This is a genomic window from Rhizobium sp. 42MFCr.1 (assembly GCF_000377185.1).
Lineage (GTDB): Bacteria > Pseudomonadota > Alphaproteobacteria > Rhizobiales > Rhizobiaceae > Rhizobium > Rhizobium altiplani.
Genome location: NZ_KB897837.1, coordinates 1 through 15,605, shown reverse-complemented (window position 1 = coordinate 15,605; position 15,605 = coordinate 1). Strand labels below are relative to the sequence as shown.

At 59.5% G+C, this 15,605-nt stretch carries 16 protein-coding genes and 1 pseudogene; 5 read left to right on the top strand and 12 right to left on the bottom strand.

Translation table 11 applies throughout. From position 1 onward, the window contains the following. Position 1: 1 nt before the first annotated feature. Entirely contained in the window at positions 2-820 is an 819-nt protein-coding gene (locus C934_RS0118890) for a TrmH family RNA methyltransferase (RefSeq protein WP_018858206.1), read from the bottom strand. Positions 821-824: 4 nt separating this feature from the next. Further along, positions 825-1,211, bottom strand: a complete 387-nt coding sequence (locus C934_RS0118885; protein WP_018117282.1) for a hypothetical protein — start codon at positions 1,209-1,211, stop codon at positions 825-827. 42 nt (positions 1,212-1,253) lie between these two features. On the opposite strand from C934_RS0118885, the gene C934_RS0118880 reads away from it, so the two are divergent. Both C934_RS0118880 and rpoH read left to right on the top strand, forming a co-directional pair. After that, positions 1,254-2,288, top strand: coding sequence for an RluA family pseudouridine synthase (locus C934_RS0118880; RefSeq protein WP_018858205.1), 1,035 nt, complete (start codon positions 1,254-1,256; stop codon positions 2,286-2,288). Between the two features lie 159 nt (positions 2,289-2,447). Then, the gene (gene rpoH / locus C934_RS0118875; protein WP_018117284.1) at positions 2,448-3,356 is read left to right on the top strand and encodes an RNA polymerase sigma factor RpoH; all 909 of its coding nucleotides are present in this window, start codon (positions 2,448-2,450) and stop codon (positions 3,354-3,356) included. A 73-nt stretch (positions 3,357-3,429) separates the two neighbouring features. Here rpoH and C934_RS0118870 read toward each other — a convergent pair whose 3' ends face one another. Both C934_RS0118870 and C934_RS0118865 read right to left on the bottom strand, forming a co-directional pair. Beyond that, positions 3,430-5,769, bottom strand: a complete 2,340-nt coding sequence (locus C934_RS0118870) for a hypothetical protein (RefSeq protein WP_018858204.1) — start codon at positions 5,767-5,769, stop codon at positions 3,430-3,432. 60 nt (positions 5,770-5,829) lie between these two features. Then, the gene (locus C934_RS0118865; protein WP_018117286.1) at positions 5,830-7,125 is read right to left on the bottom strand and encodes an adenylosuccinate synthase; all 1,296 of its coding nucleotides are present in this window, start codon (positions 7,123-7,125) and stop codon (positions 5,830-5,832) included. Positions 7,126-7,322: 197 nt separating this feature from the next. On the opposite strand from C934_RS0118865, the gene C934_RS0118860 reads away from it, so the two are divergent. Beyond that, positions 7,323-8,240, top strand: a complete 918-nt coding sequence (locus C934_RS0118860) for a DMT family transporter (RefSeq protein ID WP_018858203.1) — start codon at positions 7,323-7,325, stop codon at positions 8,238-8,240. 18 nt (positions 8,241-8,258) lie between these two features. Here C934_RS0118860 and C934_RS0118855 read toward each other — a convergent pair. The 3 genes from C934_RS0118855 to greA form a co-directional block, all read right to left on the bottom strand. After that, positions 8,259-9,018 (bottom strand): IS5 family transposase gene (locus C934_RS0118855; RefSeq protein WP_272481249.1). Its coding sequence is split into 2 segments (ribosomal slippage): positions 8,259-8,696 and positions 8,698-9,018, totalling 759 coding nucleotides; the frame shifts between segments, so codons are not numbered across the junction. 280 nt (positions 9,019-9,298) lie between these two features. Then, on the bottom strand, positions 9,299-10,144 hold the full coding sequence (locus C934_RS0118845; RefSeq protein ID WP_026371923.1) for a GNAT family N-acetyltransferase: 846 nt from the start codon (positions 10,142-10,144) through the stop codon (positions 9,299-9,301). Between the two features lie 290 nt (positions 10,145-10,434). Beyond that, positions 10,435-10,917: a transcription elongation factor GreA gene (gene greA, locus C934_RS0118835; RefSeq protein WP_018858200.1), complete on the bottom strand. Its 483-nt coding sequence runs from the start codon at positions 10,915-10,917 to the stop codon at positions 10,435-10,437. A 268-nt stretch (positions 10,918-11,185) separates the two neighbouring features. Here greA and C934_RS0118830 point away from each other — a divergent pair, with 268 nt between their 5' ends. Beyond that, complete coding sequence (locus C934_RS0118830) at positions 11,186-11,458, top strand: hypothetical protein (protein WP_018858199.1); 273 nt, start codon at positions 11,186-11,188, stop codon at positions 11,456-11,458. Here C934_RS0118830 and C934_RS34720 read toward each other — a convergent pair. The 5 genes from C934_RS34720 to ung all read right to left on the bottom strand — a co-directional run bounded on the left by C934_RS34720 (position 11,358) and on the right by ung (position 15,020). After that, positions 11,358-11,642 carry a hypothetical protein gene (locus tag C934_RS34720; RefSeq protein ID WP_198011820.1) on the bottom strand — a complete coding sequence of 95 codons (285 nt, stop codon included), beginning with the start codon at positions 11,640-11,642 and terminating at the stop codon, positions 11,358-11,360. The two genes, C934_RS0118830 and C934_RS34720, sit on opposite strands and share 101 nt — an antisense overlap. Before the next feature lie 41 nt (positions 11,643-11,683). After that, positions 11,684-12,457, bottom strand: coding sequence for a Wzz/FepE/Etk N-terminal domain-containing protein (locus C934_RS0118825; RefSeq protein ID WP_018858198.1), 774 nt, complete (start codon positions 12,455-12,457; stop codon positions 11,684-11,686). Positions 12,458-12,627: 170 nt separating this feature from the next. Then, on the bottom strand, positions 12,628-13,236 hold the full coding sequence (locus C934_RS0118820) for an alpha/beta hydrolase (RefSeq protein WP_018858197.1): 609 nt from the start codon (positions 13,234-13,236) through the stop codon (positions 12,628-12,630). 12 nt (positions 13,237-13,248) lie between these two features. Continuing rightward, positions 13,249-14,181, bottom strand: coding sequence for a VOC family protein (locus tag C934_RS0118815; RefSeq protein ID WP_018858196.1), 933 nt, complete (start codon positions 14,179-14,181; stop codon positions 13,249-13,251). Between the two features lie 128 nt (positions 14,182-14,309). Beyond that, entirely contained in the window at positions 14,310-15,020 is a 711-nt protein-coding gene (ung, locus tag C934_RS0118810; protein WP_018858195.1) for a uracil-DNA glycosylase, read from the bottom strand. Positions 15,021-15,174: 154 nt separating this feature from the next. Here ung and C934_RS32155 point away from each other — a divergent pair. Continuing rightward, positions 15,175-15,605: pseudogene (locus tag C934_RS32155) on the top strand (phosphomannomutase); the annotation flags it as partial.

Sequence of the window (15,605 nt, the reverse complement as noted above, 5' to 3'; positions counted from 1 at the left end):
CTCAGATCAGCTTCGCTGCCGATGACATGGCAAAGAGGGCGATGCCGGTCGCCGTCGCCACATTGAGGCTGTCCAGTCCCTCCGACTGCGGGATCCGCGCGCTTTGAAAACGTTCCAGGAGTGCAGGCGGCAGCCCCTCGCCTTCCGTACCCACGACCAGCGCCATGCGATCGGTTGGCGGTATGGCTCGAATGTCGGTCTCCCCGCGCGGCGAGAGCGTCCAGATTGCAAAGCCACTCGCAGCAAGCCGTGTTAGAACGTCGAGCGCCGTGCCCTTCCGCTCATAGGGAACACTGAGTACGGAGCCGACAGAAACACGTAGCGCCTTGCGATAAAGCGGGTCACACGAAGTCTCATCGAGAAAGATGGCATCCGCCTTGAAGGCGGCCGCATTGCGGAACATCGACCCGGCATTGTCATGGTTGGAAATACCGCAGCCGACAAGGACAAGCGAACGATCGGGCAATCGGTCGACAAGCTCGGTTCCGACCACCTCTCGCCTGCCAAGGGCCAACACGCCTCGATGGAGATGAAACCCGACGATCCGATCTAGGACGTCCGCCTCTGCGACATAGACCGGCACGTCATCAGGCAGTCTCTCGAGGATTGGAGCGACGCCGTCGACACGGTTCCTGAGAAGCAGCACTTTTTCGGTTGCAAAGCGACCGCCGTGGCTCGCTTCCACAAGCACGCGAAGGACTACCGTGCCCTCCGCGATGAAGCGGTTCTGCCGGCCGGTCAGATCGCGCTCGCGGATGTCGCGAAAGTCAGCGATACGAGGATCGTCCGCGCTCTCGATGGCAACGAGGCGAGAGGCCATTGTCCTAGCCGCCGCTGACCGTCACATCGGCAACAATGCGCCCCGACTTGATATCGAAGATGAGCGACTTCTTGATTCCATCGGCTGTCGCGCCAAAGAACATGATCTGGCCTCCCGAGAGCGACGACGACTGGATGACGAAGCCCGACGGCAAAGTTGCCGTGACCGATACCGGCGCATCGGATGGAACACCGGCAGAAGTTACGGCTGTCGGTTCCTTCGCGGGCGCGCGCATCGCTTTGTAGACAACCGCGCCGAAGACAGCCATAAGGCTCACGAACATGATGACGCCTGAGACGATCTGCAGGCGGATCATCTTGCGCCGGACACGTTCCATCGCCGGATCCAGGGGCTTTTCGTCCTGATCGTCTTCTGGCTGGATATTCGTCATATGTGGCGTTCCGTTCTTTAAGTAATTCGGAGAAGAAGCGTCTTGAGCGACCCCTTTAAACAAGCTGCCGGCATTAGAAAAGTCCTCACCGCCGACGAGAACGCCGAAGGCCGTCTTGACGCGTGGATGACCGGACAGCTCGGCGAGGCGTTTTCGCGCAGCCGCGTGAAGGCGCTAATCAAGGAGGGCCAGGTCTCCGTGGGCGGCAAGATCCTCGCCGATCCGCAGAAAAAGGTTCGTCCAGGCGACACCTTCGAGATCCTGCTGCCCGAGCCGGAGGATCCGACGCCCAAGGGCGAGAATATCCCGCTCGATATTCTTTATGAAGACGATGACCTCATCGTCATTTCCAAGCCGGCCGGTCTCGTGGTGCACCCCGCGGCTGGCAATTGGACGGGCACGCTCGTCAACGCGTTGATCTATCATTGCGGCGACAGTCTTTCCGGTATCGGCGGTGTGCGCCGTCCGGGCATCGTCCACAGGCTGGACAAAGACACCACAGGTGTCATGGTCGTCGCCAAGAACGACATCTCCCATCGCCATCTGTCGCTGCAATTCGCCGACCATGGGCGGACCATGCCGCTGGAGCGGGCTTACCAAGCGATTGTCTGGGGCCGCCCTCGCACGCTGACTGGAACGATCGATGCACCGCTCGGCCGCGCCGTCGGCGACCGCACGCGTCGCGCCGTCAAGCGATCCGAGATGCAGGATGCCGACGAGGCGATCACCCACTACGAAGTGCTCGAACGCTTCCATGAGAATCCTGATGCCACGTCGCTAGCCTCGCTGGTCGAGTGCCATCTCGAAACCGGCCGCACCCATCAGATCCGCGTCCACATGGCACATATCGGCCATCCGCTACTCGGCGACACCGTCTACGGAGCAGGTTTCAAAACAAAGGCAAACCTGCTTCCGGATGCCGCCAGGAAGACCGTGAATGCCTTCGGAAGACAGGCGCTCCACGCCTACATGCTGCAATTCGAGCACCCTCGCACCGGCGAGGTCATGCACTTCGAGGTGCCTCTGCCCGAGGACATGGAAGAGTTGGCAGACGCCCTGCGTGCGGAGCGAGAGTAACGCCTTCGTGAAGCGGTGTATGGTCTTGAACCCCTGTTCCGCCATACTTATCTGTATATTGACTTAGTGCGGGCTTGGATAAAGCCGCATGTCCCGGTTTGCCTTTCGACGCAGGGGCGCGTTCCATTGGGAACCGGAATTCAGATAGGAGGGTGCTTTATGGCCCGAAATAACTTGCCGTCCATTACCGCCGGCGAAAACGGTCTCAATCGCTATCTCGACGAAATCCGCAAATTTCCGATGCTGGAGCCGCAGCAGGAATACATGCTGGCGAAGCGCTATGCGGAACACGGCGATCGCGAAGCGGCACACAAACTCGTCACCAGCCACCTGCGCCTCGTTGCGAAGATCGCAATGGGCTACCGCGGCTATGGCCTACCAATCGGCGAAGTCGTCTCTGAAGGCAATGTCGGCCTGATGCAGGCCGTCAAGAAGTTCGATCCGGAGCGCGGCTTCCGTCTTGCCACCTATGCCATGTGGTGGATCAAGGCCTCAATCCAGGAATACATCCTGCGTTCGTGGTCTCTGGTGAAGATGGGTACGACCGCCAACCAGAAGCGGCTGTTCTTCAATCTGCGTCGCCTCAAGGGCCGTATCCAGGCCATTGACGATGGCGACCTGAAGCCGGAACACGTTGCTGAGATCGCCACCAAGCTGAACGTCTCCGAGGAGGAGGTCGTTTCGATGAACCGTCGCCTTTCCGGCGATGCCTCGTTGAACGCACCGATCAAGGCCTCTGAAGGCGAATCCGGTCAATGGCAGGATTGGCTCGTCGACGACCATGACAGCCAGGAAGAGGTTCTTATCGAACAGGATGAGCTCGACACGCGCCGCCGCATGCTGGCGAAGGCGATGAGCGTTCTGAACGACCGCGAGCGCCGTATCTTCGAGGCACGTCGCCTCGCGGAAGATCCGGTGACCCTGGAAGACCTCTCGTCCGAATTCGACATTAGCCGCGAACGCGTTCGTCAGATCGAGGTCCGCGCCTTCGAAAAGGTCCAGGATGCCGTCCGCAAGGACGCTCTCGAACGCGCCAAGGCCGTTCGCGTGGTCGAAGCGACCGCGTAACGCCATTGCAATTTCAAATCAAAAAGGGCGGGACCGATGGTCCCGCCCTTTCTTTTATCCATTCGACAGGCGCTTATTGGCTGGTCGATACATCGCCAAAAGCAGCCCATTCCTTGATCGCGGCGTTGAACGCCTCGCCGCCCGTAGTACCCTTCTGCATCGTCAGAAGCGCGCGGCGACCATTGCGGTAGGTGATCGGCATATCGATCCAGTCGCGGCTTGAAAGGAGATCGAGGTTCGCCTTGCGCGCATCCGGATAGTCGTTCAGCGCGATCATGTGGAAATCGTCGGTGATCTTTGCCGGAACGGCAATCAGGGCGTCGCCCCGATCCTGTTCGGTTCGCTTCATCGAGATACGCTGAACGCTCTCGATAGCGCCACCCTCAAAGTTCGGCGGCAGCGAGAAAACCACCTCGACGATGTGGCTGGCCGGCAGCGACGCATCGGAATTGCGCTTGAAGGTAAGCTGCGCCGACAGATTGCGTTCTGGAACAGTCACGGTCCCCTGTACGGTCGCTTCCTGCCTGCCATCCGGGCCTGTCTCGTGCTGAAGACTCCAGACGACCGAGCCCTGGATGGCGGTCGGTGAACTCTGACCGATCCGCTCTTCGTACAGGAACATCTTCTCGGAGGAGCCGACCGGCGCAGCTTGCGTGGCTCCAGCCGCCGGCGGCGTCGTCGCGGGTGCGGTGGCAGCCGGGACGGCAGGTGTCGTCGAGGTCGCGGGCGGCGTCGGATCCGCTGCAGCAACGTTCTGCTCGGCTACCGACTTTCCTTCCGCCGTAGGCGTTCCCGGAACGGAGGCCGGACCGTTGTCGACTTCGGTGCCATCGGCAAGAAGCCGCTGGTTGAACTTGTTGTTGACGGAAGCCCCGTCATTCAAGGACGCAACTTCCTTGTTTGCCTCAGCTGGCTTCGCATCGCTCCTCTGGGGCGCCGCATCCGGCTTGGCAGGCGTCTGCTCGTTCTTCGCGCTCTGCGAGGGAGCAGCGCTGACGAGGTTTTTCACCATTGACGACAGCGCGTCCCGATTGATCCAGGCAGCGTATCCGCCACCACCGACCACGCCAAGCGCAATGAGGATCGTCACGATGGAGCCAATGCCGAAGCGACGGCGCTTCGGCTCCATGCGCAGGTTCTTACGCTGGAACTTAGCAGCAACAGCACTGTCGAGATCGGCGGCCGGAATGCCATCATCATCTTCGGCAACCACGCCGCGGTTGTCGTATCCGCGAAGCGGCTTTGCCTCCTGCCAATTGGTTTCCGGTACAGCTTTTGCCGGCGTCCCATGAATTTCGGAGAAGAGATCGCCGTCATCGAAATGAGCGTTGATCGGAACTTTCTTGCCGTTTTCGATCGGTGGCAGATCGTCGAAGGCTGCGGCCTCCCAGGAGAAGCCCTCATTCGCGGCGGGCATCTTCACGCCGCCCGGCGTATGGTCGAATCCCGTGATGACGTCTTCAAACGCGCGCGCCGCTTCGTTGGCCGGAGCAACCGGCGCAGATTCCGAAAACTGCCTGAGTTCTTCGAGCGCCCAATCCGTCTGCGCATCCTTGGCCGGAGGTGCAGGCGTTTCCTCTACTGGCTCTGCCCACACCGGATCGAAATGCGCAGCGGCATCCGCTTGGAGCGGCTCCTCCTGGCTGCGATCCACGAATTCTTCCGGCGGACGATCCAGCCCATAGACGGGCTCGACAAGGCGATTGGTCAGGTCGTAGTCGCGAGCAATTGGCTGCAGAACCGGCTCTTCGTCGGGCGGCTCGGGCGGCTCGACAACAGGCTCCTCGACTGCGCCAACATACTCCTCGTGACCGTACTGCTCCTCGCGAGCGACGTCGTCTTCATGAGCGGCCCGCCAATGCTCGACAGGCTCGGCTTCCCCGACAGGAGCGCGCGGCTCTTCATGCTCCCAATGTGCGTCCTGCTGCGCGGTGTGTTCCTGTTCGGCAGCGACAGGCTCCTCATAATGAGACGTAGGTTCTTCGTGATAGGGCGCAGGCTCTTCGACCGGCTCTTCGTAGGCAGGCGCAGGTTCTTCGGCTGCCATCTGCTCTTCGTGAACCGGCGTTTTATGCGCCGGCTCCTCGACCACAGCTTCGCTGGCAACCGGTTCGGGAACGGCCGCTTCCGGCTCGTTGGCCGCTTCGGCGCTTGCCTCAACCTCAGGCTCGGCGGCTAGCGCTGCATCGTCGACCAGAACGGCATCTGCGTGTTCGGCTTCGACTTCGCGGATTGCAGCTTCGAGTTTTTCAAGCTGCCGTTGCAGCATCGCTTCCGGTGGGCGCGGCTTCATATTCTCGAGCTGCCGCTGAACAGCACCGCGAGCACGCTCGTAGACTTTCACCCGCATCTCGGGAGTATTTTCAGACAGGCCGTCAACCGCCCGCCGGATAACTGCGATAAAATCCGCCATTCGTACTTTCTCTAAGAGTGCGGTCCGCCCTGCGAACCGCACAAATAATGACCCGCGACCTTAGTCCTCAAACGGATCGGTCACAAGTATCGTGTCGTCGCGCTCAGGACTTGTAGACAAGAGAGCGACGGGCGCCCCGATCAGTTCTTCGACCTGGCGAACATACTTGATTGCCTGGGCCGGCAGATCAGCCCAGCTGCGTGCGCCGACAGTCGATTCCTTCCAGCCTTCCAGCGTGATGTAGATCGGCTCTACGCGGGCCTGGGCAGCCTGGCTAGCCGGAAGATAATCGATCTCTTTGCCGTCAAGCTTGTAGGCGACGCAGATCTTCAGTTCGTCGAGACCGTCGAGAACGTCGAGCTTGGTTAGCGCGATGCCCGTGATGCCCGATGTCTTCACCGTCTGGCGGACCAGAACCGAATCGAACCAGCCGCAGCGGCGCGGACGACCGGTATTGACGCCGACTTCGCGACCAACTGTCGAAAGATGCTTGCCGATCTCATCGTTCAGTTCGCACGGGAACGGACCTTCGCCCACGCGCGTCGTGTAAGCCTTGGTGATGCCGAGAACATAGCCGATTGCCGTCGGGCCGAGACCCGAGCCGGCGGCGGCCTGACCGGCAACCGTGTTCGACGAGGTGACGAAGGGATAGGTGCCGTGGTCGTTGTCGAGCAGCGCACCCTGCGCACCTTCGAACAGGATGCGGGCACCGGCCTTGCGCTGGTCGTCGAGGATACGCCAGACCTGGTCGACATAAGGCAGAACCTGGTCGGCGACTTCGTTCAGTTCCTTCTCGAGCGATTCCACCGAAATCTCCGGCAGTCCGAGGCCGCGGCGCAGCGCATTGTGGTGCGTCAGCAGACGGTCGATCTTGGCCGGCAGCGCTTCCTTGTCGGCCAGGTCGATGGCGCGGATCGCGCGGCGACCGACCTTGTCTTCATAAGCCGGGCCGATGCCGCGGCGAGTGGTACCGATCTTGGTTCCGCTGTTGGAAGCCGCGTCTTCGCGGAAGCCATCGAGGTCGCGGTGCAGCGACAGGATCAGCGGTGCGTTGTCCGCGATGCGCAGCACCTCGGGCGTTACATTGACACCCTGCGCGCGCAGCTTCGCGACTTCGGCGACGAAATGATGCGGATCGACGACGACGCCATTGCCGATGACACTGAGTTTGCCGCGCACGAGGCCGGATGGCAGAAGGGCAAGCTTGTAGCTGACACCGTCGATGACCAGCGTGTGGCCCGCATTGTGTCCGCCCTGATAGCGCACGATCACATCGGCGCGTTCCGAAAGCCAATCGACAATCTTGCCTTTGCCTTCGTCACCCCATTGCGAACCGACTACAACTACGTTCGTCATTCACGTCTTCCTGTTAAAGGCGGATTTAACCGCACCCTTCTCAAACCCGCGCATCTATAAAGCTTTGTCACCGGGAAATCGACCCTGTTATGCCGCCGAAATCGGCTTTTTACGTGACAAATCAGCCATCATCGGGCTATTGGCCGATCATGTCCCAAGGTTGAGAACCACATCGCCGTCATCTGGAAGAATCGCCTGTGCAGGTCGCCGCTTATATTTCTCTCGTCGTCGCGGCACTATGCTGGGGCGGAAACGCGGTGGCGGGCAAGCTCGCGCTCGGGCACGTCAGCCCGATGACGCTGACGTTTCTGCGCTGGTTCCTTGCGACGGCACTCATTGCCGCCGTTTCCGTACCGCAATTGAAGCGCGACTGGCCGATCGTCCGCAAGAACCTGCCGCTGCTCTTCTTCTACGGCATCATCGGCTATACGCTTTTCAACGCGATGCTTTACTCGGCCGTCCAGTACACAACCGTGATCAATGTTGCGATCGAGCAGGCCGGGATCCCGATGCTGATCTTCCTGCTGAACTTCGTCTTCTTCCGCACAGGCGTTTCTACAGCACAGATAGTCGGCTTCGCCATGACGCTCGGCGGCGTCGCATTGACCGCCGCGCATGGTGACCTGACGACCCTGCTGCAGCTCGGTCTCAACCGTGGCGACGGCCTCATGCTGATCGCCGTAGCCGCCTATTCTGTCTACACGATTTTTCTACGCTGGAAACCGCCCCTTGATTGGCGCACGCTGATGGCGATCCCCGCCCTCGGCGCGACGCTGACAGCAGTGCCACTTCTCATCTGGGAGGGCACGCAAGGTGCTGTGCAATTGCCAGACAACAAGGGCTGGCTGATTGCCTTCTACACTGCCATCTTCGCGTCCCTGCTTGCCCAGATCCTCTATATCAAGGGCGTCGAGGCGATCGGCGCAAATCGCGCCGGGCTCTTCATCAACCTCGTGCCGGTCTTCGGAACGCTGTTGTCCGTGGCGCTGCTTGGCGAGCATCTTCGACCGTTCCATGTGATCGCGCTTGCGCTCGCTTTGGGCGGCATTGCCATCGCCGAAAAAGGCCGTCCCCAGCGCGCAGTCTCGACCGTCCCCGCCTCGCCTATGGACTAGGCTGTGGTGACAATTTAACTATTTGATCCATAGCATGATGCTCGCGAGCTTTATGAAGCCGAGGAAGTTGTCGGCGATCTTGTCGTAGCGCGTTGCGATACGCCGCCATTGTTTGAGCTTGGCGAAGAAGCTCTCAATGCCCCATCGCTGTTTGTAGGCAAGGCGATCATAGGCATGTTGGTGCTTGCGATGTCGGCGTGGCGGAATGACTGGCTCGCCGCCTTGATCAAGAATGATGTCATGCAAGCTGTCGGCATCATAGGCGCGATCCGCGAGCACCTGTTTGGCTGGGAGTGCGCGGATAAGGTCGCAAGCCGGTGCCATGTCGTTCTGTTGTCCAGGGCCGAGTTGAAAGCGAACCGGCAATCCCAGTGCATCAACTACCGCATGGATTTTGCTGCCAAATCCACCTCGGGAGCGGCCGAGAGCCTGGGCTTGCGCTCCCCCCTTTTTCGCCGCCGGCGGCTTGGGCCTGCGCCCGGATAACCGTGGCGTCGATGGACAACCACTCCATGTCCGGATCGACAGAAACTGCTTCGAAAATCCGGTCGAATATGCCCTGCTCGATCCAACGGTAATAGCGCCGTTTGACCGTCTGATAGGGACCAAAACGGTCTTCCGGCAGATCACGCCAGCGCGCTCCGGACCGGGCAAGCCACAGTATCGCGTCGAAGAACCGACGCCCATCACTGCGAGGACCGCGCCTGCCTTTGCGACCACCGGGCACAAACGGCTTCAGCCGCTCCCACTGGTCATCTCGAAGAACCTCACCATCCATCGCCGACCTCCAAAGTCAGCGTTGAATCTGATTTGCGACTCGAATGGAATCCCGGATCGTTAAATTGTCACCACAGCCTAGAGCTTTCAGAAAATTGAAACGTTCTGCCGGAGCAGGTTTTCGACAGGGCAGGAACGATTGATGAAGGACATACCCCAAGGTACGTCCGAGCCGGTCGCCGCTGTTCCTGGCGGAACGATGCCCGGCCTCACGGGCCGCCTGATCGACCGACCGACTCCGTTTGAGCCAACAGAACGCTTCGATTTAACCCCGAAAGGCGCTAGCCGAGTTCCAGGGTCGTCACGCCGAAAATGCTCCTGAGCGGAACGACCGGCGCTGTGCCCCGATACATCCGCGCCGTTTCGAAGACGGGCGCCAAGCCCAGGCTCTCGGCAAGTTCAATGGCCTCGCCATTGTTGGTGGGAACATCGATGAAGACCTTCGCTCCCTTGGCATGCTGCGCCAGAACCGAAATCAGAGCCGCCGCGCTATCCCTGTCGCCTGCAAACAGCGGGCCGATCTTGTAGCCCTCGTAGCAACGGCGGATGGTTCCGTAGCCGCGAATCTTGCCACGCTTGCGCACCACTGCCGAGTGCCTGTCCTTGCGAGTAGCACACCATGACGCCACGAAGGTTGGCCGCGGCGCCGGAAAGATCATCGCGTCATAGCGCAGCAATCCGTCGAGTCTCTCCGAGACAGCGTGGGCAACCAGTGTTGATTCCGGCAAGGCAGAGATCACGCCACCATAGCGAACCGTCCGATAGGCCTCTTCGAACCCGGCCTTTCGGTAATTGTCCTGTTGTGCGGGCACACCATCCAGACCGATGCTACGGCCCTCAGCCGACATCATCCCGGCATTCCAAATGGCCTTGCCGTAGCCCCTGCCCCGAAAATCCGGATGGACGATAAAAAGACCGAGGAAAGCAAAATCCTCGCCATATTTGACGACTGAGATCGAGGCGACGGGCACCTCCCCGATCACGCCCACGAAAAATCCCGACGGGTCCGCATCGTGAAAGGCAACCGAATCGTCGAGGCCGGGATTCCATCCCTCCTGACGTGCCCACTCGAGCACTAGCTCCAACTCACCGGGTCGCATCGGACGAACGGTAAACTCCGAATTCATGCAACGTCCCTAATCAGATCGACCGCAGTTGAGAGCCTGCGGGATAAATAAAGATCAAAGTCTAACAGCCGTAAAGCCACCCGACGGCAAAGAAACATGTTCATGGCTGAAGCGATCTGCAGCGATCGTCATGAAGTACGAGCCGAAATTCTTTGCATCGCAATCATCATGGAACAGGGAGATTACAATCTCAAGATAATTACTTAATAGAGCATGAAGACGGGTTAAGAGCCATAAGCTGTTCGAAAATCGGACAGCCATCGCTTTCGCATCAGCTAAGAAAAAAGCGCCTAACCGATGGCGATGACCTCGAGTTCTTGACCGCCGACGCTGACGACATCTCCAACCGTCTTGCCGGTGAGAGCCCTGGCCACCGGGGATACGAAGGAAATCGATCCGGTTTTCGGATCGGCTTCATCCTCTCCGACGATACGGTAGGTCTGCACGCGTCCGTCGTCCCGGCTGAAGGTCACGCTGGTTCCAAAGGCGACGACATCAAGCGAAATCGGCTCAGGGATGACCTGCGCCGTACGGACTCGGGCAGCAAAGTAGCGCAGATCCCGCAACGGATTTGCCGCCTGTCGCCGCCGTTCGTTCACGTCTTCAATGGAGTTCGCGGCATCGTAGGCCTCGCGCGCTTGCTGCAGCTGCAATTCCAGGGCCTTGAAGCCCGCTTCCGTAACGAGGTTCGGATGCGGCGAAATTGGACGGTCCGGCAAAAGTGTTTCCGAAGCAGCTTCGGCACTTTCTTCTTTGACGAAGGCTACACTCAATGTCAAAACTCCGCTTTGTGGTCTCTGGTCTCGCAGCGCATAGGCGATGGGTCGCCACCGCGGTCGATCTTATACCATCTCTTCCACTGGTCACAGCCGCACTTGAAGAACGACTGCCCTTCGCCCTTCCAAACAAGCCATTTGAGCCAGTGTTTGCCACAAACCGCCCGGTCGATTTCCGCAGACTAGTCGGTCGCCGAGTGGAATTATCCCCGCTTTCTCCAGCCGAAATAGGATCACATTCCCATTCATTACTGTGGAGCCTTTTATGTTTCTCGGTCTCAGTGTCAATCCAACGCAAGCAGCGCGTCGCGCCATACCAAAGCGGCGTTCTATCGTCGCCTTCGGGGACAGCCTGACAGCAGGCGCGGGCGCGTCAGACCGAGAGCGGGGCGGAGATGATCGTGTCGGAGAGACCGCGACCGTGCGGCTTCTCAACTTCACTCCCCGCCTGATCGGGCGTGACCGAGGCCAGCGGGACATTCAGGACCGCACTCACCTGATCTTCGCTCGCGAAGCCGCCGATGGAAAACTCTCGTAGCAGGGCACCCCCCGACGCCCGCACCCAACGCCACGATGGCCATGATGCCGAGCACCAGACCTTTCCGCGGATAGGACGGCTCGATCGGGGCAAGGGCTGCGGAAACCACGCGACCGTCAGCCACCTGGAGGCTGGCTTGGGCTTCAAAGTCCTGCAATCGCGTCAAAAGGTTCTGGTACTGCACGCTCGCGACCTGTGCCGACTGCTGGAGCGCGTAGAATTGTGTCAGGACCTCCGCCGATAGACCGCGCCCGTACCCCCCTGGTGCGCATCGGATGTCGTCTCGCCAAACTGCGCATCCGCAAGCCGTAGTTGCGAGAGAGAACCGGCTGCCTGGAGATCACTATGGGATGTGACGAAAAGGTAGAGATTGCGTTCATTCTGCGCAAGCACATCTCTGGCGGCCGTCACCTGATGTTCAAGGATCTTCCCGGCTGAAACGGTGTTCGCCACTTTGGCTTCGACCTGCTTCCTGAGGTAGACGGTCGTTCCAAGATTCGCGAGACGCGCGGCTTTGTCCGCATCATCCGATGTCACGCCCACACTGATAAGATAGGTCAAGCCTTCGCGGCGAACCCGAACGGCATCCTTGAAAGCCGACAGCACTTCACCCGGCGCCGCATCGCCTGAGGGCGTGTCGGCAGCGAGCCCAGCGGCGGAGAGTAATCGGCCGTTGAAACGGTTGAGAGCAAACTCTGGATCGGAGAGAAGCTTGCCGTTCCTGATTGCCTCCAGCAGCACCGCATCGGATTGAATGATACGAACCTCGCCTTCCACCCGGGAATTATCGGTAAGGCCGCTACTCGTGGCAGCGTCCGGGTCGAGCAGATTCTTCGAACTTGTATCGACAAGAACCAACGATTGGGCGGTGTAGCGAGGTGTGAACGAGAAGACGATGACGAGGCTCAGCAGGAAGATCGGCAATCCCACCAGCAATATTGTCCGAGCCTGTCGGTGGGCCAATCCAATCAGCATTCGAACGTCTGCGACATCGTTCATGCGAATGCAACCCTTCAACTCGTTACAGCAAAATACTCGCTAAGGTTTCATCGCGCGAACAATTATCACAACAAAAAGGCTTCACAACCAAAAATAAGCCTATTGGATTATCACCCTCTGCATTCGAAGGAGCCCTGTCGGATGGCCGATGACCATCCGACAGCAGTGGCTTACCGGTACGGCTCGAAGAGCCTGTGGATGGCGTCGATTTCATTCTGCCTGATATCGTGACCACCTGCATGCCATTCCGTCGTGACGGAAGCGTGTTGGCTCTCGAAGTAATCCGCCAGGGCCTTCGTCACGGGCGCAGGGCTGATCGGGTCGCGTTCGCCTGCCGTGATCAGTATCTTGCGCCCGCTCAAGGCGGGATTTGCCATCGGTTGGAACGGGATCAACGGATGCATCAGAACCGATGCATCGAACAATCCCTTCTCGATCAACACATTGGCGAGGATATTTGCCCCATTTGAGAAACCCAGGCCGAGCACGTCGCTTGCCTCATGTTGCTTCGCCAGCGCCGCGACAAAGGATGCAAGCTTCTCGGTTGCACGGGCGAGGTCCGCCATGTCGTAGACGCCCTCGCCGGTACGCTTGAAGAAGCGTGCGGCACCAAACTCCGAGACGTCCCCACGCGGAGAGACAATCGTCGCCTCCGGCAGCAGGCGCCGCCCGAAATCAAAGAACTGGTTTTCATCCCCGCCCGTTCCGTGCAGCACGAACAGAATGGGCTTTCCGGGTGCACCGGCCTGCAGCCGGTGCACATAGCTGTTATCGGTCATTGTGCGTCCCCTTTAAGCCTCAAGCGGCTGCAAGTGCTGCTCGATGAGAGCGCGCAAGTGCTGGTGCTGGTGTGGCAGCTTCAGTGCCTCGCCAAGATGCGCAGTGTCTTCGTCCCGGTTGAAGCCGGGCTCGTTGGTCGCAATCTCGAACAGGATGCCGCCCGGGGTCCGGAAGTAGATCGCCCAGAAATAGTCACGGTCGATGACGGGCGTGACCTGGTAGCCGGTATCCATCAGCGCCTTGCGGACCTCAAGCTGTTTCGCACGATTTTCTACGGCAAAGGCCACGTGATGCACGGACCCTGCACCTGGCAAAGCGCGTGAAACGTTCGGCATGGTTTCCAGATCGACGAGATGCGCGCCATTCCCACCCGGAATAGTCAGGCGCTTGACACCATCACGCTCTTCCTGGACTTCGTAGCCCATGAACTTGAGCAGTTCTGACGTGGCGCCATCGTCACGCAAACGCATGGCCACCGAATGGAAGCCACGAATCGCGTTTTCCTCGCTGATACCACCGTGTGTCCAAGGCTGGCGGCTGTCATCCTTGACTTCGACAAGGGCAAAGCCATCACCATCGGGACCGGCAAAATTCAGACGCTTCTCGCCGAATGTCTCCTCAGTCTTCAGGCCGGTGACATTCAACTTGTTCAAGCGATCGCTCCAGAAGCCGATCGAGCCCTGCGGGACCGAGAAAACGGTGGTTCCAACTTCACCGGTTCCCGGACGACCTTGCGCCATCTTCGGAAATGGGAAGTACGTCATGATCGTGCCGGGTGCACCGGTTTCGTCACCATAATAGAGGTGATAAACGTCGGGCGCGTCGAAATTCACGGTCTTCTTGACGCGACGCAGACCGAGGGCGGTAGTGAAGAATTGGTTGTTTGTGCGGGCATCCTCCGCCATGGACGTGACGTGGTGCAGACCCTTGATTTGATCGAGCATTTAAGACCCCTTTCTTGCCCGCCTCGCGGGCTTCGTATGGGGTATAGATGATCGCTCCGGACCAATTGGAATAGCCCCGAGGACCGGAACGCATTGTCTCTTTTTAGTGAACGACAAAAGCCAATCGTTCAGAAGAGTTGGGCGTCGCCGGGGTTCGTCGGCAATTGCCAGTCGATTGGCCCTCGACCGTGCGTCTGCAAAAACGCATTGGCCTTGGAGAAATGGCCGCAACCGAAAAAGCCGTTATGAGCGGAGAGCGGAGACGGGTGTGGCGCCTTCAGCACGAGGTGACGTCTTATATCGACGAAGGCTGCCTTGCGCTGGGCATAGGAGCCCCAGAGCATGAAGACGACGGCATCGCATTCATCGTTGACCTTGCCAATGACGGCGTCGGTGAATCGCTCCCAGCCCTTGCCCTGGTGCGACGCGGCCTGGGCCTCCTCCACAGTGAGCACGCTGTTCAGCAACAGGACGCCCTGCCGTGCCCAATGCTCCAGAAATCCGTGTCGCGCCGGTGTAATCCCCAGATCGCTCTGCATCTCCTTGTAGATGTTGACGAGTGAAGGCGGAATGCGAACGCCTGGTCGAACACTGAAACACAGGCCGTGCGCCTGCCCTAGCCCGTGATAGGGATCCTGGCCCAGAATCACGACCTTGACGTTTGCCAGCGGCGTCAGATCGAGCGCACGGAAATATTCCGATCCCTTGGGAAATATCCGTTTGCCTCCCTGCTTCTGTGCGACGAGGAACGCCTTGAGCTGCTGCATATAGGGGCTGGAAAATTCGCCGGCGAGAGCGTCCCTCCAGCCCTCCTCCAGTGCGATTGATTGTTCATTCATCGACGATCCTCGTCGGCGCGTGGGCGCCTCCGGCTTGTCTCGAGCCGGGAATTGGCAAACATTTTATTGTTCATCGGAGTTCACTATCTACGGACACCTAGTAGATTGAGGTCGAATCGCTGGCGAATTCAAGCGCATCCGGGGCTTATTCAGAATGAAATTCGGAACCAGTGGGCTTCGCGGCCTGTCTGTCGACCTTAAGGGCCGGGCTTCGGCGCTTTATGCCACAGCCTTTGGCCGCTATCTGCTCGACCGTGGAATGACCCGCCCGGGTGACACCATCCTGATCGGTCATGACTTCAGGGATTCCAGCCCGGAGATCGTTGCAAACTGTGCCGATGCACTTGATCGCCTTGGATTCAAGGTCCGCGGCTGCGGCACGGTGCCAACACCGGCGCTGGCGCTTTACGGACTTCAGAAAAAAGCCGCGGGTCTCATGGTGACAGGCTCGCACATCCCAGCCGATCGCAATGGCATCAAGTTCTACCGGCCGGACGGAGAAATCGACAAGACGGACGAGGCTGCGATCACGACTGTCGCGACAGAACTCGACCGTGCCGGCTTTACGTTTGTCCCCCGCAGTGC